This window comes from Saccharopolyspora taberi, from assembly GCF_039534165.1.
Lineage (GTDB): Bacteria > Actinomycetota > Actinomycetes > Mycobacteriales > Pseudonocardiaceae > Saccharopolyspora_D > Saccharopolyspora_D taberi.
This window is the reverse complement of record NZ_BAAAUX010000029.1, coordinates 88,340-106,999: the sequence shown is the minus strand read 5'-3', so window position 1 is coordinate 106,999 and position 18,660 is coordinate 88,340. Positions and strand designations below refer to the sequence as shown.

The following is an 18,660-nucleotide window of genomic DNA, read 5'->3' as shown; positions in this document are numbered from 1 at the left end:
CTAAAAGGATTGAGCGCGATGGGTCCCACTCCCGAAATCTGCAGCGAACTGCTGCGCCCCCTGAGATGCCTGATCGGCCTCAAGCAGGTCGCACTCCAGCGAGGGCTGCACTTCACCGACGACCTCCCCTACGCGGCGGGCAGCCTGCTCGCCGAGCTGGTCCACCGCGGCGAATGCCGGGCTTCCGAGCTCGCGCAGCACCGCGTCGTGGACGCCTCGGTCGTGAGCCGCCAGGTCCACCGGCTCGAAGAGGCCGGCCTGATCACCCGCCGCCCCGACCCCGCCGACCGGCGGGTGTCGCTGCTGCGCGCGACCCCGGAAGGCGAGCGCGAGCTGACCTCGCTGGAGCAGCGCAAGGCGGAATGGCTCAGCCAGGCGCTGCGGGACTGGGACGAGGACGACCTCCGCCGCCTGACCGACCTGCTGACCTCGGCGGCGGGCGACCTGCAACGCGCCGCGCAGAACCAGAACCACCCGGAAGGAGCTCGATGACCAGCTCGACGATTCGCACCACGGCGCCCGCCGGTGCCGTGCCCGCGCATCGAGCCGGGCAGGACGAGCCGATGACGCACCGGCAGATCATGGAGGCGATGTCCGGGCTGATGCTGGCCCTGCTCGTGGCCATCCTCAGCTCGACGATCGTGTCGAACGCGCTGCCGCGCATCATCGCCGACCTGCACGGCAGCCAGAGCCAGTACACCTGGGTCGTCACGGCGATGCTGCTGACCTCCACCGCGAGCACCCCGATCTGGGGCAAGCTCTCCGACCTGTTCAGCAAGAAGCTGCTCTACCAGCTCGCCATCACGATCTTCACCGTCGGCTCGGTGCTCGGCGGCTTCGCGCAGTCGATGCCGATGCTGATCGGCTTCCGCGCGGTGCAGGGCATCGGCATGGGCGGGCTGCAGGCGCTGATCCAGGTCGTGATCGCGGCGATGGTCTCGCCGCGCGAGCGGGGGCGCTACAGCGGGTACATCGGCGCGACCTTCGCGGTCGCGACGGTCAGCGGACCGCTGGTCGGCGGGCTCATCGTGGACACGCCGTGGCTGGGCTGGCGCTGGTGCTTCTGGGTGACGGTGCCGATCGCGGTGATCGCGTTCGTCGTGCTGGGCCGGACGCTGAAGCTGCCGGTGGTCAAGCGCCCGGTCAAGATCGACTGGTTCGGCGCGCTGTTCCTGGTCGGCGGGGTGAGCCTGCTGCTGGTCTGGGTCTCGCTCGCGGGCAAGCAGTTCGCCTGGGCGTCGCCGGAGACCGCCGCCTACGTTGGCGGCGCGGTGCTGGCGCTGATCGTGGCCGTGATCATCGAGTCCCGGGTGGCGGACCCGATCGTGCCGCTGCGGATGTTCCGCTCTCCGACCGTCACGCTGGCCACGATCGGCACGGTCGCGGTCGGCACCGCGATGTTCGGCGGCGCAGTCTTCCTCGGCCAGTACTTCCAGATCGCCCGCAGCTTCAGCCCGACCACCGCCGGGCTGATGACGCTGCCGATGGTCGGCGGGCTGTTCGTGTCGTCGACCATCTCCGGCCAGATCATCTCCAGGCGCACCGGGCGGATCAAGCCGTTCCTGATCAGCGGCGGGATCCTGCTGGTGATCGGCATGGGGCTGCTGAGCACGATCGACCACGAGACCGACCTGGTGCTGGTCGGCTGCTACCTCGCGATCATGGGCATCGGCGTCGGTTCGCTGATGCAGAACCTGGTGCTGGCCGTGCAGAACACCACGGACAGCAAGGACATGGGGTCGGTGACCTCGGTCGTGACCTTCTTCCGGACCCTCGGCGGTTCGGCGGGCGTGTCGGTGCTCGGCGCGGTGCTGGCGACGCGGGTGTCTGACTACATCCTGGCCGGGCTCGCGGGCACGCCGTTCGCGGGCAAGGCCGGCGGTGCCGGTGGCGGCTCGCTGGACATCAACGCGCTTCCCGAGCCAGTGCAGGTGATCGTGCGGGCCGCCTACGGCGACGCGATCGGCGACATCTTCTTCGTCTCCGCCTGCATCTCGGTCGTGACGCTGCTCGCGGTGCTGTTCCTCAAGGAGGTTCCGCTGCGCACCACGATCGATTCACAGAGCTCGCGCGAGCCTGTGGATAACTCCGCCGAAGCTGTGGACAACAAGGCACGATCGAGTGCCTCCGTGGCGTCCGCCACGAACGGTTCTCCCCAGGTTGAGGGACTACGGACCGCAGTTGTGGACAGTTCCGCGGAACCTGTGGACAACTCTGTGAACAACCTCTCCGATGCCTGGTCAGAGCCGGTCCTGCCGCGGCCCTACAGCACCGAAGGAGTCCAGTTGTCGGGAAGCCCGAGCGACGATCTCAACCTGCACGGAACGGTGACCGACTCGTCCGGGGCAGCCGTCGCCGACGCGGTGCTCACGCTCACCGACGCCAGCGGTCGTCAGGTCGGCCGGGCGCGCACCCCGGCCGACGGCCGGTACCGGCTGAACGCGCCGAAGAGCGGCACCTACGTGCTGATCGCCTCCGGCGGCAGCTACCAGCCGACAGCGTCGATGGTGGTCGTCGGCGACCGGCCGGTGACGCACGACGTGCGGATGTTCGGCGCGGGCGGGGTCAGCGGCGTCGTCCGGGCCGGCTCCCGGGAGATCTCCGGCGCGATGGTGCTGCTCACCGACGTCCGGGGCGAGGTGGTCGGGTCCTGCGCCACCGGCGCGCGCGGCCACTACGTCTTCGGCGGCCTGGTCGGCGGCACCTACGCGCTGACCGTCACCGCGGACGGCTTCAGGCCCACGGCCAGCTCCGTCAGCGTCGACGACGGCGAGCAGGTGAACTTCGACATCGCGCTCCAGGCGGGCACGACGCTCAGCGGCATCGTCCGCTCGGCCGGTCTGAACGGCCCGGTGGCCGATGCGCGGGTGACGTTGCTCGACACCGACGGCACCGTCGTCGCGGCAGCCGCGACCGACTCCGAGGGCGGCTACACGTTCACCGATCTCCCGGACGGGGCGTACACGGTCATCGCCACCGGATATCCGCCCGTCGCTGCTTCGCTGCGTCTGGCAGGCGAGCACATCGAGCACGACGTCGAACTGGGTTACCCGAGCGCGGACTGAGTGCCGTCTGCTGAAGCACGCGGTGCGGTCGTGCGCACTCGCGCGCACTACCGCACCGGCCGAGCAGGAGGAATCAAGATGGAACAGGGCCACGGTGCCATTACCGCCACCGTCCGCGCCGGTGACGGTTGGCCGGTGCCTGGTGCGGCGCTGACGGTCATCGACCCCGCGGGCGTGCAGATCGCGCGGGTGCAGGGCGACGAAGACGGCGCAGCGGTCGCGTCCGGTCTGCCCGCGGGGACCTACACCGCGATCATCACCGCGCTCGGGTACGAGCCGGTCGCCCGCACGACCCTGGTCCACGACGGCCGCGCCGCCGCGCTCGGCGTGGTCGAGCTGCGCCAGGTCGGCGGCTCCGACCTCCCCGCGCCCGGCGTCTGGCGGATCGACCCCGCGCATTCGTCAATCCGGGCGACCGCGCGGCACCTCGGGATCAGCAGCATCCACGGGCGGTTCACCGAGTTCACCGGCGAGATCCGCATCGGAAACCCGATCGAGAGCTCGGCGGTCGAGGTCTCGATCGCGGCGGCGAGCATCGACACCGCGAACGCGATGCGCGACGACCACCTGCGCGCGGCAGACTTCCTCGACGTCGAACGCAACCCCGAGATCGCGTTCCGCTCGACGGCGCTGCGCCCGCGCGGCGGTGACGCCTGGGACCTCGACGGCGAGCTGACGTTGTGCGGGGTCACCCGGCCGATGCGGCTCGACACGCGGTTCGCCGGGGTCGGCCCCGATCCCTGGGGCGGGACCAGGGCATCGGCGACGGCGACCGCCCAGCTGCGCAGGGAGGACTTCGCCATGACCTTCAACCAGGCGTTGCGCACCGGGATCGCCGCCATCGGCACCACTCTCCGGGTGGACATCGACATCCAGGCCGTCCGCGAGGACTGAGCCGCCCATTTCGTCGATCACTTGTTCGAGTGAATTGACTTGAACTGGCCGTGCGCTGCGGGAACTGTGGTGACATGACCGCTGATCGAATTATTCGAAACCTGCCCGGAAATCCGCCTGCCGACCTGCCCGGAAGCCTGCGCTGCGACCCGCCTGCGGAGCTGGACTCCGGCTGATCTCGACGTCTGGCATACTTGAGTGGAACTGACTCAACTTTCCTAACGTTGTGCATGGTGGCGGCCCGCGGGTCGACGATGTTCACAGACAAGCGCGACGAGGTGAGGGAATGGACGCTTTCAACCCGACCACGAAAACCCAGCAGGCGATCTCCTCAGCGGCCCAGGCCGCGACCGTCGCGGGCAATCCCGACGTCACCCCGGCCCACCTGCTCGGGGCGCTGCTCGCGCAGGGCGACGGGCTGACCGCGCCGCTGCTGTCGGCCGTCGACGCCGACCCCGCCGAGGTGCGTTCCGAGCTGGAGCGACTCGTCAACGCGCTGCCCGCCGCCAGCGGTTCCACCGTCTCCGCCCCGCAGCTGTCCAGGGAGGCGGTCAAGGCGCTGACGCACAGCCAGCACCTGGCGACCGAGATGGGCGACGACTACGTCTCGACCGAGCACCTGCTCGTCGGGCTGGCCGCGGAGGGCGGGCAGGTCGCCGACCTGCTGCGCAGGCACGGCGCGACCCCCGAAGCGCTCAAGGACGCCTTCGCGAAGGTGCGCGGCTCGGCCCGGGTTTCCAGCCCGGACCCGGAAGGCACCTACAAGGCCCTGGAGAAGTACGGCCAGGACCTCACCGACCGCGCCCGCCGCGGCGACGTCGACCCGGTGATCGGCCGCGACGCCGAGATCCGGCGCGTCGTGCAGGTGCTGTCCCGGCGGACCAAGAACAACCCGGTGCTCATCGGCGAGCCGGGCGTCGGCAAGACCGCGATCGTAGAGGGGCTCGCGCAGCGGATCGTCGCCGGTGACGTGCCGGAGTCGCTGCGGGGCAAGCGCGTGGTGTCGCTCGACCTCGGCTCGATGGTCGCGGGCGCGAAGTACCGCGGCGAGTTCGAGGAACGCCTCAAGGCGGTGCTCAAGGAGATCACCGAGTCGGCTGGACAGGTGATCACGTTCATCGACGAGCTGCACACCATCGTCGGCGCGGGCGCGTCCGGCGAGGGCGCGATGGACGCGGGCAACATGATCAAGCCGATGCTGGCCCGCGGTGAGCTGCGCATGGTCGGCGCGACCACGCTGGACGAGTACCGCGAGCACGTCGAGACCGATGCCGCGCTGGAGCGCCGGTTCCAGCAGGTGCTGGTCGGCGAGCCGAGTCCGGAGGACACGGTCGCGATCCTGCGCGGGCTCAAGGAGCGCTACGAGGTGCATCACGGCGTGCGGATCACCGACGGCGCGCTGGTCGCGGCGGCCACCCTCTCCGACCGCTACATCACCGCCCGGTTCCTGCCGGACAAGGCGATCGACCTGGTCGACGAGGCCGCGTCCCGGCTGCGCATGGAGATCGACTCGCGGCCGGTGGAGATCGACGAGGTCGAGCGCGCCGTGCGGCGGCTGGAGATCGAGGAGATGGCGCTGGCGAAGGAGGAGGACCCGGCGTCGATGGAGCGGCTGGCCGCGCTGCGCGCCGAGCTGGCCGACAAGCGCGAGCGGCTCTCCGAGCTCACCGCCCGCTGGCAGGGCGAGAAAGAGTCGATCGACCGCATCCGCGTCCTCAAGACGCAGCTGGAGCAGCTGCGCGGCGAGTCCGAGCGCGCCGAGCGCGACGGCGACCTCGGCAAGGCCGCCGAGCTGCGCTACGGCCGGATTCCCAAGCTGGAGAAGGAACTCGCGACCGCAGCCGAGGCCCAGCGCGAGCACAAGGCGATGCTCCAGGAGGAGGTCACGCCGGACGACGTGGCCGATGTCGTCAGCTCCTGGACCGGCATCCCGGCCGGACGGCTGCTGGAGGGCGAGACCACCAAGCTGTTGCGGATGGAGGAGGCGCTGACCGCGCACGTCGTCGGCCAGGCCGAGGCGGTGCGCGCGGTGTCCGACGCGGTCCGCAGGGCGCGCGCGGGCGTGGCCGATCCGGACCGGCCGACGGGGTCGTTCCTGTTCCTCGGTCCGACCGGTGTGGGCAAGACCGAGCTGGCCAAGGCGCTGGCCGGGTTCCTCTTCGACGACGAGCGGGCGATGATCCGCATCGACATGAGCGAGTACTCCGAGAAGCACTCGGTGGCCCGCCTGGTCGGCGCCCCGCCCGGGTACGTCGGGTACGACCAGGGCGGTCAGCTCACCGAATCGGTGCGCAGGCGGCCGTACTCGGTGGTGCTGTTCGACGAGGTGGAGAAGGCGCACCCGGACGTCTTCGACGTTCTGCTCCAGGCGCTGGACGACGGCAGGCTCACCGACGGGCAGGGCCGCACGGTCGACTTCCGGAACACGATCCTGGTGCTGACCTCGAACCTCGGCTCGCAGGCCATCGCCGACCCGAACCTGACCGAGCAGCAGCGGGACGAGGCCGTGCGCGCGGTGGTGCACCAGCAGTTCAAGCCGGAGTTCCTGAACCGGCTGGACGACATCGTGGTGTTCCACGCGCTGTCCACCGAAGAGCTGACCTCCATTGTGGACATCCAGGTGGACCGGCTGTCGCAGCGCCTGTCGCAGCGGCGGCTCACGCTGGACGTGCAGCCGGCGGCCCGGGACTGGTTGGCGCTCAACGGTTTCGACCCGGTCTTCGGTGCTCGCCCGCTGCGGCGGCTGGTGCAGTCGGCGATCGGCGACCAGCTGGCGAAGAAGCTGCTCGGCGGCGAGATCCGCGAGGGCGACAAGGTGCGGGTGGACGTCACCGACGACAACGACGCGCTGACCGTGGAACAGGAGGTCTGATGCTCCTTTTGCCGCCGCGCAGGTGATTTCAGCGTGACGCCAGGACTCGCGCGAAGTTCCGGAGGTCGGTGGTGAACAGGTCGGGCTGCTCGAAGGCGGCGAAATGGCCGCCCCGGGGCAGCTCCGCCCAGTACGCCACGTTCCGCTGGATCTCGCTCCATCGGCGTGGGGCACGGGTCTTCTCGAACGGGTAGTGCGCGATCCCCGTGGGCACATCGACCCTGCGGCCCCACACATCCGGGTCGGAGCCGTACCACTCGGAGTCCGCGTACAGGCGCGCGGACGAGGTGGCGGTGCTGGTGAGCCAGTACAGCATCGTGTTGTCCAGCGGCCGGTCGAGCGCCCCAGTCGCCACCTTGCGCCAGGAAGTGCGAATAGCCGAGCTCGGCCAGGAGCGCCGCGTACGCGTCGGCGATGGCGGGGACGTCCACCGGTGATGTGGTCGGCCCGGACAGGCCGAAGCCGGGCATGGAGGGGAGCACGACGTGGAAGGCGTCCGTGGCGCCGCCGCCGTGCGCGGTCGGGTCTGTCAACGCCGGCAGGCAGTCGAGGAACTCCACCACCGAGCCCGGCCAGCCGTGGCAAAGCAGCAGCGGCGTCGCGTTCTCGTGCCGTGAACGGACGTGGAAGGCGTGCACCCGCAGCCCGGCGAACTCGCCGACGACCTGGGGCAGGGCGTTCAGCTCGGCCTCGGTGCCCCGCCAGTGGTAGCGGTGCAGCCAGTGATCGACGAGATTGCGCAGCCAGGGCTGAGGGGGTCCCAGCGTCCAGTCCTCATCGGACAGATCAGCGCGGAACCGGGTGCGGGAGAGCCGGTCGCGCAGATCGGTCAGAACCGCTTCGGACATGTGGATCTTGAAGGAGCGCATCCGGCCTTCTCGGCTCACTGCGGCCTTCGGCGGCAACCGCCCGCCGTCAGCGGCGGACGAAGGTCGCGAGCCCCGCGATGACGGCGAACAGCGATGCCGCAGCTGCGAACACGATGGTGGCCGTGGGCAGGCCGACCACGGTGGTCACGAAACCGAGGATCACCGCCGGAACGCTGGCCGAGGTGTACGCGACGACGTAGATCATCGCCGACGTGCCCGCCCGGTGCTCCGGTGTGGCGAGGGCGGTCAGCAGCCGGAACCCGCCCATGAACGTCAGGCCCCAGCCGACGCCGAGCACCAGCGACGCGACGAAGAACAGCGTCGGGGAACCGATCGCCACCGAGGTCGCGACCCCGGCCAGCGCGACCACGAGCAGCGAGGTGCCGACGCGCACCGCGCGCTCACCGGTCCAGCGGGACAGCAAGAGCTGCGTCAGCCCGCCGACGCCCGCGAGCGCCGCCAGGACGAGACCCCCGATGAGGTAGGGCGAGCCGGCGACCATGCCCTTCGCGATCGACGGTCCGAGCGACATGTAGGTGCCACCGACGGTCCAGGTCGCCAGCATCGTGGTCGCGAGCAGCGCGAACGCCCTTCCCTTGCCCGCCGGAACCGTCGGCCGCTGCGGGCGCAGCAGCTCGCGCAGCGACCGAGAACCCCGGGTGACGGGCTCCGGCATCGTGACCACAACGGGGATCGCGGCAACCAGCGCGATGATGAGCACCACGTAGCTCAGGACGGTCGGCCCCGGCGCGTACTGCACCAGCACTCCGGCCATCAACGACCCGGACGCCATGCCCCAGCTCGCGGAGACGCCGTTGATGAGCGAGCCCCGGTTCGTCCCCGCGGGCTGGAAGTCCAGCAGCGCGCCGCTGATCGTGCTGGTCGCCGCGCCGGTGGCCAGCCCCTGCAGGATCCGGCCGACGTAGAGCCATCCCACGCCGGGTGCGACCGCGAGCACGACCAGGGACGTGAGCTCCACGGCGAGCGAAACCAGCAGCACCGGCTTGCGGCCGACGTGGTCGGAAAGCGAGCCGACCAGGAGAAGTGCGGCGAGGATGCCCAGCGAATAGACGGCGAAGACGGCGGTGAGCACCGTGGTCGAGAAGCCCCAGTGCTGCTGGTAGATCGAGTACATCGGGGAAGGGGCAGTCGACGCCATCAGGTAGACGCCCAGGAGCGCACCGACGAACCAGAACGAGAACTGCCTCGGCAACCTCCTCGGAGCGCCGCGCTCCGGCGTGCGCACGACTTCCGGCGCGATGGTCATTCCCCAGCCCTCCAGATCGGAACGGATCATTCCGCTCCGGATCAACTCCTGAGCGGAACGGACTATTCCGCTCCGCGCGGATTTTTCTGGGACGTGGATCTCAGCAGGAGCGAATCGGAGGGGATCGTTCCGTTCCGGTTCCTGGGTCCGGCCGGTTCGAGGTGGCTCAGGGCCTGGCCCGTTCGAGGTGTTCCGGCGGTGACGTCCGATTCCTCGGAACGGAGCGTTCCGCTCCGAGGTACGGTTGGGTATGGCCCTGATCAGGAACTCGGCTGCCTATGACGACCAGGTCATCGCCGCGGCGCGGATGGTGTTCGCGGAGCAGGGCTTCGCCGCTCCGATGTCCGAGGTCGCCCGGCGGGCGGGGGTCGGGGTCGCCAGCGTCTACCGGCGGTACCCGAGCAAGCAGGCGCTCATGGAGGCCGTCCGGATCGCCTCGTTCGACCGGATCATCCAGCTCGCCGACATGGCGCTGGCCACCCGGAACGATCCCTTCTCGGCGCTCGCCACCTTCATGCGCGACTGCCTGGAGGAGAACACGCCGGTCGGCACGGTGCTGCCCCCGCTGGACGAGGGGCACGTCTACTCCGAGGAGTTCCACCGCCTGCAGAACAAGATGGCCGGGCTCGTCGACCGCCTGGTCACCGAGGCGCAGGACGCGGGCGCGATCCGCAAGGACGTCAACTGGGCCGACATCCTGCTGCTGTTCAAGCACCTCAACCCGAACCTGCCGATCAGCGAGCACCGCCGCGCCGAGTTCCGCGCCCGCTACGTGTCGATCGTGATCGAGGGTCTCCGCTCGGACTCGGAGTTGCCCGCTCCGGGACCGGGCGAGGCGGAGTGGCGCCGGATGTGCGACAACCGCTCCGGCCGGTGACCACCAGGGCTCTGGCCCGCTGACCACCGCGGCTCCTGCTTCGCTGATCACCACGGCTTCGGCCCCGCTAACCATCACGGCTCCGGCGTGCTGATCACCACGGCTTCGGCTCGCTGACCACTGCGGCTCCTGCTTCGCTGATCAGCACGGCTCCGGCTCGTTGACCGTCACGGCACCGGCTCCGCTGATCACCACGGCTCCGGCTCCCTGACCATCACGGCTCCGGCGTGCCGGTCCTGGCGCTCGGTTCGCCGAGCTTGATCTGCGCCCAGAGATGGCTCCGCTTCGAGGCGCGCCCCGGGTGGGTTCTGGCGGATGGAGCCCACCCGCGCACCGAAGCCCCCAACCCGTCGCCTCCGCCCGAAGCCGCCCGGGTCCATCGCCGCGCATCGACCTCGCCCGGCTCGCGGCACCTCGAAGCGCACCCCGAAGCACACCTCGAAGCGCGCCGCGAAGCGCCGCCGCCCGGCCAAACAAGCCCCGCCGTCCGAAGTGGACAGACACCCTCCTCGTCCCCAAACCCCACCGCTCAGCGATCCGTGACTGGATCGATACGACCCACCACCCGCGCCACAGCGCCACCCCGCCGCCAGCCCGGCGCCACCCCACCTCACGCGGCATCACCGCAGGTGACCGCCGCTGCCGCGGCCTACCGCGGCCCGCCGCAGCCCCCGCGCCCACCACGGCGGCACGCCGCCGCGACCGGCCGGCTTCTGCCTGGTCGCCGCAGGTCATCGGTCACCCGCTAGCCCGGTCCGGCGGTGTCCGACCAGGTGATCTTCGTGTTCGGCGACGACCGGACTACCCTGCGCTGTGTGGGCATACCTGCGTGGCTCTGGTTCGTCATCGCCGCCGTCGCGATCGTGGCGGGTGCGGCACTGCTGATCACCGACCGGTCCCAGCGCGCCGCCAAGCACAACCGCGAACGCCGCCGCTGGGCGGCGCTGCGCGGCTGGCAGTTCGCCGAGGCCGACCAGGTGCTGCCGACCCGCTGGCGGCGCGGCGCGCTCGCCCAGTTCAGCGGGGTCACCGCCGTCGACGTCGTCGCCGGCTCCACCTTCACCTCCGACGGCCGCCGCCAGGTCTACGTCCTCGACCTGGAAAGCGGCGGTCGCAGCCAGGCCGTCCTCGCCGGCATCCGCTGCCGCCGCAGCACCCCGGCGACCGTCGAGCTCTGGCTGCCCGAGGTGCCCGTGCCGCAGGACTCCGGCCTCGACCTGCTCGGCCCCGTCGGCTCCCGCTACGCGTTCGTCACCGACGTCGCCTCCGCCCGCCCTCTGGTCACCCCCGACCTCGTCGACGCGACCGAGGACATCGGCAACGACGTCACCGTGGTCTGGCTGGAGGACGACTGGGTGCTGGCCGCCGTCGAACCCACCGACGCCGACCCGGCCCGCCTGGAGCGGCTGCTGCGCGCCCTCGGCGAGCTCGCCGACCTGATCGACCCGTTCGACGCCGACCCGAACGGCACCGACACCGCGGCCCCCGCCGACGACCGGACGTTCGAGGAGTCCGAGCAGTCCTGACGCGTACCGTTCGGGTATGCCAACCGCACTCATCACCGGTCCCACCGCCGGCATCGGCCGGGCGTTCGCGCGCAGGCTCGCCGCCGAGGGCCACGACCTCGTCCTGGTGGCCAGGGACACCGAGCGGCTGACCGGCCTCGCCGACGCGCTCAGCGCCCGGCACGGGATCCGGGCCGAGGTGATCACCGCCGACCTGACCGACTCCGAACAGCTCGCGGTCGTCGAGAAGCGGCTCGCCGACGTGCAGCGGCCCGTCGACTTCCTGGTCAACAACGCCGGTTTCGGCACCTCCGGCGCGTTCTGGGACACCCCGGGCGAGCAGTTGCAGCGGCAGCTGAACCTCAACGTCGCCGCGGTGCTGCGGCTGACCCGCGCCGCGCTGCCCGGCATGCGCGAGCGCGGCCGGGGCGACGTGATCAACGTGTCGAGCATCGCCGGGTTCTTCGCCGTCTCCGGCTCGACCTACGCGGCCTCCAAGGCGTGGGTGACCGCCTTCTCCGAGGGCCTGGCCGTTCCGCTGACCGGCAGCGGGGTCCGGGTCATGGCGCTGTGCCCGGGCTTCACCCGCACCGAGTTCCACCAGCGGGCTTCGCTGGACATGAGCAGGCTGCCGGAGTCGTTCTGGCTCGACGCCGACGACGTGGTCCACGAGTCGCTGGCCGATCTTCGCGGCGGCAGGACCGTGTCCATCCCCGGCATCCAGTACAAGGCGCTGGTCGCCGTCGGCCGCCTGATCCCGCGCCGCCTCCAGCGGCTGATCGTGACCAGGACCGCGCCGGACCGCACCTGAGCACCACCGGGCGGCCGGTACGATGGCCGCTCGTGGAAGAGGTCGACGAACAGCTGCGCACCGAGCTCGCGAGCCTGATCAAGGACCTGGCCGTGGTGCACGGCCAGGTGACGCTCTCGTCCGGGAAGGTCGCCGACTACTACGTCGACCTCCGCCGGGCGACCCTGCACCACGCGGCGTCGCGGCTGATCGGCACCCTGCTCCGGCAGCTGACGGCCGACTGGGACTACGTCGCCGTCGGCGGCCTCACCCTCGGCGCCGACCCGGTCGCCACCGCGATGATGCACGCCGACGGCCCGGCGCTGGACGCCTTCGCCGTCCGCAAGAACGTCAAGGCGCACGGCATGCAGCGGCGCATCGAGGGACCCGACGTCACCGGCAGGCGGGTGCTCGCCGTGGAGGACACCTCCACCACCGGCGGCAGCGTGCTGACCGCGGTGGAGGCGCTGCGGGAGGCTGGTGCCGAGATCGTCGGGGTCGCTACCGTGGTGGACCGCGACACCGGCGCGCGCGAGGCGATCGAGGCGGCCGGACTGCGGTACCGGTCCCTGCTGGGGCTGGCCGACCTCGGCCTGAGCTGAACCGGGGCTCGGGCTGGCCTGGGCTGGGACTGACCGGGCCCGGGCTGGCTCGGATCGGGCTTGGGCCGAACCGGTGCTTGGGCTGGCCCGGATCCGGACTGACCCGGGCTGGACCTTGGGCCCGGCCTGACCTGGGCCCGGCCTGACCTGGGCCTGGGGCGGACCTGGGCTTGGCCCGGGCTCGACCTGGATCCGGCCTGACCTGGGCCTGGGCTCGACCTGGGCCTGACTTGGGCTTGGCTCGGGCTCGACCTGGGCCTGAGCCGGGTCCGGACTGACTTGGGCCTGGCTCGGGCTCGACCTGGGCCTGGCTCGGGCTCGACCCGGGCCTGAGCCGGGCCGGGACTGGACCCGGGCCTGGGCTGACCGGGCTCGACCCAGACCGACCGGACTTGAGCCGACCTCCACCCGGACCGGCCCCGACACCCACCGACCCCGACACGGACCGACCCGGCCGCCCGCCGAGACTCCCCTGGAGGGCAACGCGATGGAAGCCATCGTCCCGATCGCGCTGATCCTGATCGTGCTGATCCTCGCCGGTGGCGTGGCCGCCGGGATCCTGCTGCGCAAGCGGCAGTTCCGCGGCTACGGCGAGCTGCTGCGCCAGGGCGCGGGCTGGCAGCGGCTGCCCGCCGACCCGCAGCTGTGGCAGCGGGTCGCGGTGCTGCGCTGGTTCGCGGGCCGGCTCGGGCTGCAGGACTTGTTCCACTTCGGCGGGGAGTACCGCGGGGTGCGGTTCGAGGCGGTGCAGTACCGGCGTCCGCCGCGCGTGGGCGAGCGCGTCTACGTCGCCGCCATCGCCGTCTACCTGCCGCGGCCGGTGCCCGGCCCGAGCCTGCACCTCGCCCGCCAGGGGCAGTGGGCCCCGCTGGGCCAGGACTCCGTCGTGCCGACCGGGCACCCGCAGTTCGACCAGTCCTTCATGGTGACCTCGTCCGACCCGGACTTCGCCCGCGCGGTGCTCAACCCCGGACTGGTCGACGGCCTGCTGCGGGACCAGCGGACCGACTCCTGCGTCATCGAGTTCGGCCCCGAGCACGTGGTGGCGTTCGCGACCAAGGTCGCGACCAAGAACACCGTGCTGCCGATGCTCGACCTCGTCGCCGACGTGCACGCGGGAGTCGCCTGGCAGGCGCTGGACCGCCGGTGAGCGAGGAGCCCGGCCCCACCGAGTGGGGCACCAGCGTCGGCGTCGGCCCGTGGGAGGGCCCCTGGCCGTCCGACGAGAGGTTCGACCCGGAGCTGCTCGAGCACGGCGACCGGCGCAACGTCGTCGACCCGTACCGGTACTGGCGGCGGGAGGCCATCGTCGCCGACCTGGACCGGCGGCGGCACGAGTTCCACGTCGCCATCGAGAACTTCCAGCACGACCACAACATCGGCACGGTCGTGCGCACCGCGAACGCCTTCGCCGCGCAGGCCGTGCACATCGTCGGCCGCCGCCGCTGGAACCGGCGGGGCGCGATGGTCACCGACCGGTACCAGCACGTCCACCACCACCCCGACCTCGACTCGCTGCGCGCCTTCGCCGCGGAGCAGTCGCTCGCGGTGGTCGCGGTGGACAACGCGCAGGGCGCGCAGCCGATCGAGCGGACCGCGCTGCCGCGGCGCTGCGTGCTGCTGTTCGGCCAGGAGGGGCCGGGGTTGCGGGACGAGTCCCGGGAGCGGGCCGACCTGGTGGTGTCCATCGCGCAGTTCGGCTCCACCCGGTCGATCAACGCCGGGGTGGCCGCCGGGATCGTGATGCACACCTGGGTCGAGCAGCACGCGGACCTCGCCGACGCCTGGTGAAACGCGAACGCGCGGGCCCCGGAGGGACCCGCGCGTCGGTGAGCTCGGTCAGGCGGCTGCCTTGCGGGCCTTCTTCCGCCGCTCGCGGACGTACTCGACGATGATCGGCACGACCGAGACCAGGACGATCAGGATCGCCATGGCCTCCAGGTTCTCCTTGATCCACGGGATGTTGCCGAGGAAGAACCCGAGCAGCGTCATGCTCACGGTCCACAGCAGGCCGCCGATCGCGGAGTAGGCGAAGAACTTGCGCTGGTCCATCCGGCCGACGCCGGCGACCGCGGTGATGAACGTCCGCACGATCGGCACGAACCGGGCGAGGATGATCGCGCGGGCGCCGTAGCGCTCGAAGAACTCGTGGGTCTTGTCCACGTGCTGCCGTTTGAACAGCTTCGCGTCCGGCTTGTTGAACATCGCCGGGCCGACCTTGCGGCCGATCCAGTAGCCCACCACATTGCCCACGAACGCGCACACCGCCAGGATCGCGCAGACCAGCGCGATGTTGGTGGGGATCGCGTCGATGGCGACGAACAGGCCGGTCACGAACAGCAGCGAGTCGCCGGGCAGGAAGAACCCGATGAGCAGACCGCATTCGGCGAAGATGATCAGGCAGACGCCGATCAGCGCGAACGGTCCGAGCGATTTGATGATGTTCTCGGGGTCGAGCCATGCCGGGAGCAGGGCCAGCGATGACGTGTTTGCGGCGTCGATGAGCGCGGGCAATTCGGGCGTCACGCCTGCCAACGGTACCTTGGCGCCTGTCAGCCCGGCGTTTAGCCCGCACGGGCGCCGAATTCGCCCCCGCGGGGGCGAACTCGAAGCTCACAGCGTCGACAGGACTCCGGCCAGAGCCCCGGCGGCGAAGCCGAGCACGACGGCGAAGATCAGGACGCTGACCACCGGCAACTTCCGCCGGGCGGGCGGCGGCGAGGCGGGCGCGGGCCCGGGCGAAGGCGAGGGCGACTGCCCGCCGACGGCCTGCGCGCGCAGCGCGGCCGAAAGCAGGCGTTCGGGATTCTGACCTTGAGGCTGCACCCGACCAAGCCTAGGTCCCGCGCGGAACCGGCACCTCCGGCGCACAGGTCCCGCGCGGAGCTCAGACCCAGCGCCCGTCCTTCATCACCGCGTGCAGCGACAGGTCGTCGTCCAGGACCACCAGGTCGGCCGCCAGACCCGGCCGGATCGCACCGATTCGGTCCGCCATCCCCAGCAGCTCGGCGGGTCGGGTCGACGCGGCGTGCACCGCGTCGGCGACCGGCAGGCCGCACTCGACCAGGTTGCGGAACGCCGCGTCCATGGTCAGCGTGCTGCCCGCCAGCGAGCCGTCGGCCAGCCTCGGCTCACCGTCGGTCACGGTCACCGGGAGCTTGCCCAGCTCGTAGATGCCGTCGCCGGCCGAGGTCGCGCTGATCGCGTCGGTGATCAGCACCGTCCGCCCGGCACCGGCGTGTCCCGCCGCGAGTTTGACGATGGCCGGGTGCAGGTGCACCAGGTCGCAGATCAGCTCGACGGTGACCCGCTCGTCGTCCAGCAGCGCCCCGATCGGGCCGGGCTCGCGGTGGTGCAGCGGTCGCATCCCGTTGAACAGGTGGGTCGCGACCGTCGCACCCGCGTCCACCGCCGGGACGACCTGGTCGAGCAGGGCGTCGGTGTGCCCGACGGCGGCGATGACACCGTTGTCGACGAGCAACCGGATCGCGTTCAGCGAGTTGTCCAGCTCAGGGGCGAGCGTGACCATCCGGATCGTGCCCTGGCCGGCGTTGAGCAGCTGCTGCACCGCCTCGGTCTCCGGCGGCCGCAGGATGGCCGGGTCGTGCGCGCCGCAGCGGGCCGCGGACAGGAACGGGCCCTCCAGGTGGATCCCGGCCAGCCTGCCGTCGGTGACCAGCTCGCCGAGGGCGCTGATCTGCTTGGACAGGTCCGCCAGCGGCGCGGTGACCAGGCTGGCCAGCATCGTCGTGGTGCCGTGCGCGCGGTGGGTGTCGATCGCGGTCAGCGCCTGGTCGACCTCGATGCCGGTGAACGAGCCGCCGCCACCGCCGTGGCAGTGGATGTCGACGAAACCGGGCACGACCAGCCTGCCCGCCAGGTCCTCGGCCCCGGCGACCGGACCGGTGCCGACCTGCTCGATCGCGGTCCCGGAGATCCGGACCCAGCCGTCGTCGAGGATCCCGTCCGGGGTGACGACCCGTCCGCCGGCGAGCGTCAGCGAAGAGGACATGTTCACGGGGCACTCAATCCTTCCGTCGCCAGCAGCGCTGCGCCCAGGCAGCCTGCGGTGTCACCCAGCTCCGCCAGCTCCAGGCGCGGGCGGCGGTGGAACGGCAGCAGCATGTCGTCGAGCCTGGCGGCCAGCGGCTCGGTGAGAAGGCGCCCGGCCATCGCCAGCCCGCCGCCGAGCACGATGCCCTCGGGCGCGAGCACGGCGGTCAGCGTCACCAGGCCCCTGGCCAGCGCGTCGACCGCCTCGTGCCACACCGCGACCGCGTCCGGGTCGCCGTCGCGCACCGCGGCGGCGACGGCGGCGGCGCCGTCGACGGGGGTGCCGGTGCGGGCGGTGTAGCGGCGGGCGACCGCGGCCGACGAGGCGACCGCCTCCACGCAGCCGGTGCCGCCGCACTGGCACGGCTCGCCGTGACCGATGTCGACGTGGCCGACCTCGCCCGCGCGGCCGTCGGCGGAGTGGATCCGGCCCTCGAAGATCATCGCGGCCGAGATGCCGGTGCCGATGGGCATCACGATCACGTTGCGCATCCCGCGTGCCGCCCCGAAGCGGGCTTCGGCGAGGCCGCCCGCACGCACGTCGTGACCGAACGCCAGCGGCAGGTCGATGCGCTCGGCGAGCCGGTCGCGCAGCGGCTCGTCGCGCCAGCCCAGGTTGGCGGAGAAGACGCCCAGGCCGTGCTGCTCGTCGACGATGCCGGGCACCACCACGCCGACCGCCCGGGCGTCGCCGGTGCGCAGCTCGGACACGATGTCGGCGACGGTGTCGATCACCAGGTCGGCGGTGGCCGGGCCGTCGGCACCGCGCGGCGTGCGCCTGCGGACCTGGCGCAGCGTGGCCGCGGCGTCGGGGCCGACGTCGACCAGCGCGGCCTTGATCTCGGTGCCGCCGACGTCGACGGCGATGGCTTGTGTGGTCACACCGCCGATCCTCCGCTACCGACCGCCTAGTGGTCTACACCAACATGTGTGGTGTTGGTTCCCCGCGACGGGTCCGGAAGTAGGTGCGGGTGCGCGCGCACTGGGTGAAGCCGATGCCCCGGTACAGCTGTCCGCGGTGACCCGGGAGTCGGCCACTGGGCTTCCCGCCCGGCGTGCTGGTTTACCCCGGTGTGCTGGTTTCGCTGCCAGGCGAGGTCCCCGATGTGGCAGTGGCCGGCCCGGGACCAGATCCGCCGCGCGAGCCGCTGCATCGCGACCAGGTCGTCCGGCCCCGAGCAGCACCGGCTCACTGCGCGGACATGATCCGCTGCAACGCGTCCAGCGCCCGGCTCGCGGTGGACTTGACGGTCCCCTTCGACACCCCGGTGGCCTCGGCGATCTCGGCCTCGGACAGGTCGCCGTAGTAGCGCAGCACCAGCACCTCGCGCTGCCGCGGCGGCAGCTGCCCCAGCGCGGCGACCACCGCCTGGTGCTCGGCGGTCAGCATCGCCAGCGACTCCGCGGAGCGCGCGTCGGCCTGGTGCGGCGGCTGGTACTCGCGGGCCGTCTTGCGCCGCCGGAGCACCGACCGGCTGCCGTTGACCACGGCCGTGCGCAGGTATCCGATCGCCGCCCGCGCGTCCCGCAGGCCGGACCAGTTGCGGTAGAGGCCGGTGAACGCCTCCTGCACGACGTCCTCGGCCGTCGCGGGTTCGTCCACCAGCAGGATCGCCAGCCGGACCATCCGCATCCGCTGCTGCCGGTACAGGTCCTCCAGCGTCAGCGGCCGGTCCGCGGCTTCGGCGGACGCGGTGTCCAGCGCTCGCAGGTGCCCCAGGGTCCGCTCGACGCTCCGCTCGACTCCAGGTCCCAAAGAATCCCCGACCATGATCCGGGAACCTACCGGCTCGCTACTGCCCGTTGTCCCCCGACCGGGTAGCGTCGGCGAATCGGATCAGTGCCCCGATGCGGACCGTGCGGAGG

The 18,660-nt window shown here is 71.5% G+C and carries 17 protein-coding genes and 1 pseudogene; 10 read left to right on the top strand and 8 right to left on the bottom strand.

Translation table 11 applies throughout. From position 1 onward, the window contains the following. Nucleotides 1-18 precede the first annotated feature (18 nt). From ABD691_RS29385 to clpB, 4 genes are all read left to right on the top strand, one after another. Complete coding sequence (locus ABD691_RS29385) at nt 19-492, top strand: MarR family winged helix-turn-helix transcriptional regulator (protein WP_344685258.1); 474 nt, start codon at nt 19-21, stop codon at nt 490-492. Between the two features lie 71 nt (nt 493-563). Next, complete coding sequence (locus tag ABD691_RS29380; RefSeq protein WP_344685459.1) at nt 564-3,065, top strand: MFS transporter; 2,502 nt, start codon at nt 564-566, stop codon at nt 3,063-3,065. 78 nt (nt 3,066-3,143) lie between these two features. Beyond that, nucleotides 3,144-3,959, top strand: coding sequence for a YceI family protein (locus ABD691_RS29375; RefSeq protein WP_344685256.1), 816 nt, complete (start codon nt 3,144-3,146; stop codon nt 3,957-3,959). A gap of 286 nt (nt 3,960-4,245) precedes the next feature. Next, nucleotides 4,246-6,831 (top strand): ATP-dependent chaperone ClpB, encoded by a 2,586-nt coding sequence (gene clpB / locus ABD691_RS29370; protein ID WP_344685254.1) that lies wholly within the window; start codon nt 4,246-4,248, stop codon nt 6,829-6,831. A 28-nt stretch (nt 6,832-6,859) separates the two neighbouring features. Here clpB and ABD691_RS29365 read toward each other — a convergent pair whose 3' ends face one another. The 3 genes and pseudogenes from ABD691_RS29365 to ABD691_RS29355 all read right to left on the bottom strand — a co-directional run bounded on the left by ABD691_RS29365 (nt 6,860) and on the right by ABD691_RS29355 (nt 8,997). After that, nucleotides 6,860-7,186 carry an alpha/beta fold hydrolase gene (locus tag ABD691_RS29365; protein WP_344685252.1) on the bottom strand — a complete coding sequence of 109 codons (327 nt, stop codon included), beginning with the start codon at nt 7,184-7,186 and terminating at the stop codon, nt 6,860-6,862. Between the two features lie 31 nt (nt 7,187-7,217). Further along, nucleotides 7,218-7,679 (bottom strand): annotated as a pseudogene (locus ABD691_RS29360) (epoxide hydrolase family protein); the annotation flags it as partial. A gap of 67 nt (nt 7,680-7,746) precedes the next feature. Then, nucleotides 7,747-8,997 (bottom strand): MFS transporter, encoded by a 1,251-nt coding sequence (locus ABD691_RS29355; RefSeq protein WP_344685250.1) that lies wholly within the window; start codon nt 8,995-8,997, stop codon nt 7,747-7,749. Nucleotides 8,998-9,217: 220 nt separating this feature from the next. Between ABD691_RS29355 and ABD691_RS29350 the strand changes: the two genes are divergently transcribed. From ABD691_RS29350 to ABD691_RS29325, 6 genes are all read left to right on the top strand, one after another. Further along, nucleotides 9,218-9,844: a TetR/AcrR family transcriptional regulator gene (locus tag ABD691_RS29350; protein WP_344685247.1), complete on the top strand. Its 627-nt coding sequence runs from the start codon at nt 9,218-9,220 to the stop codon at nt 9,842-9,844. Between the two features lie 815 nt (nt 9,845-10,659). Then, nucleotides 10,660-11,370: a type III secretion system chaperone family protein gene (locus tag ABD691_RS29345; RefSeq protein WP_344685245.1), complete on the top strand. Its 711-nt coding sequence runs from the start codon at nt 10,660-10,662 to the stop codon at nt 11,368-11,370. Between the two features lie 16 nt (nt 11,371-11,386). After that, the gene (locus tag ABD691_RS29340) at nt 11,387-12,160 is read left to right on the top strand and encodes an SDR family NAD(P)-dependent oxidoreductase (protein ID WP_344685243.1); all 774 of its coding nucleotides are present in this window, start codon (nt 11,387-11,389) and stop codon (nt 12,158-12,160) included. A 32-nt stretch (nt 12,161-12,192) separates the two neighbouring features. After that, nucleotides 12,193-12,741, top strand: a complete 549-nt coding sequence (pyrE, locus tag ABD691_RS29335; RefSeq protein ID WP_344685241.1) for an orotate phosphoribosyltransferase — start codon at nt 12,193-12,195, stop codon at nt 12,739-12,741. A 487-nt stretch (nt 12,742-13,228) separates the two neighbouring features. Beyond that, nucleotides 13,229-13,891: a hypothetical protein gene (locus ABD691_RS29330; RefSeq protein WP_344685239.1), complete on the top strand. Its 663-nt coding sequence runs from the start codon at nt 13,229-13,231 to the stop codon at nt 13,889-13,891. Continuing rightward, nucleotides 13,888-14,532, top strand: coding sequence for a TrmH family RNA methyltransferase (locus ABD691_RS29325; RefSeq protein WP_344685238.1), 645 nt, complete (start codon nt 13,888-13,890; stop codon nt 14,530-14,532). Before ABD691_RS29330 ends, ABD691_RS29325 begins: the two co-directional genes overlap by 4 nt. Nucleotides 14,533-14,580: 48 nt before the next feature. Here ABD691_RS29325 and ABD691_RS29320 read toward each other — a convergent pair whose 3' ends face one another. From ABD691_RS29320 to ABD691_RS29300, 5 genes are all read right to left on the bottom strand, one after another. Further along, entirely contained in the window at nt 14,581-15,267 is a 687-nt protein-coding gene (locus ABD691_RS29320) for a VTT domain-containing protein (RefSeq protein ID WP_344685236.1), read from the bottom strand. A gap of 87 nt (nt 15,268-15,354) precedes the next feature. Beyond that, nucleotides 15,355-15,567 (bottom strand): hypothetical protein, encoded by a 213-nt coding sequence (locus ABD691_RS29315; protein ID WP_344685234.1) that lies wholly within the window; start codon nt 15,565-15,567, stop codon nt 15,355-15,357. A 61-nt stretch (nt 15,568-15,628) separates the two neighbouring features. Continuing rightward, complete coding sequence (gene nagA / locus ABD691_RS29310; protein WP_344685458.1) at nt 15,629-16,753, bottom strand: N-acetylglucosamine-6-phosphate deacetylase; 1,125 nt, start codon at nt 16,751-16,753, stop codon at nt 15,629-15,631. Nucleotides 16,754-16,755: 2 nt separating this feature from the next. Continuing rightward, complete coding sequence (locus ABD691_RS29305) at nt 16,756-17,676, bottom strand: ROK family protein (protein WP_344685232.1); 921 nt, start codon at nt 17,674-17,676, stop codon at nt 16,756-16,758. Nucleotides 17,677-17,983: 307 nt separating this feature from the next. Beyond that, nucleotides 17,984-18,565: a SigE family RNA polymerase sigma factor gene (locus ABD691_RS29300; protein ID WP_344685230.1), complete on the bottom strand. Its 582-nt coding sequence runs from the start codon at nt 18,563-18,565 to the stop codon at nt 17,984-17,986. Nucleotides 18,566-18,660 lie beyond the last annotated feature (95 nt).

Excerpts from the sequence above, each read along its gene's own strand:
- ABD691_RS29385 (WP_344685258.1), top strand. The coding sequence starts at position 19 with ATGGGTCCCACTCCCGAAATCTGCAGCGAACTGCTGCGCCCCCTGAGA.
- ABD691_RS29380 (WP_344685459.1), top strand. The coding sequence starts at position 564 with ATGACGCACCGGCAGATCATGGAGGCGATGTCCGGGCTGATGCTGGCC.
- ABD691_RS29375 (WP_344685256.1), top strand. The coding sequence starts at position 3,144 with ATGGAACAGGGCCACGGTGCCATTACCGCCACCGTCCGCGCCGGTGAC.
- clpB (WP_344685254.1), top strand. The coding sequence starts at position 4,246 with ATGGACGCTTTCAACCCGACCACGAAAACCCAGCAGGCGATCTCCTCA.
- ABD691_RS29355 (WP_344685250.1), bottom strand. The coding sequence starts at position 8,997 with ATGATCCGTTCCGATCTGGAGGGCTGGGGAATGACCATCGCGCCGGAA.
- ABD691_RS29350 (WP_344685247.1), top strand. The coding sequence starts at position 9,218 with ATGGCCCTGATCAGGAACTCGGCTGCCTATGACGACCAGGTCATCGCC.
- ABD691_RS29340 (WP_344685243.1), top strand. The coding sequence starts at position 11,387 with ATGCCAACCGCACTCATCACCGGTCCCACCGCCGGCATCGGCCGGGCG.
- ABD691_RS29330 (WP_344685239.1), top strand. The coding sequence starts at position 13,229 with ATGGAAGCCATCGTCCCGATCGCGCTGATCCTGATCGTGCTGATCCTC.
- nagA (WP_344685458.1), bottom strand. The coding sequence starts at position 16,753 with ATGTCCTCTTCGCTGACGCTCGCCGGCGGACGGGTCGTCACCCCGGAC.
- ABD691_RS29300 (WP_344685230.1), bottom strand. The coding sequence starts at position 18,565 with ATGGTCGGGGATTCTTTGGGACCTGGAGTCGAGCGGAGCGTCGAGCGG.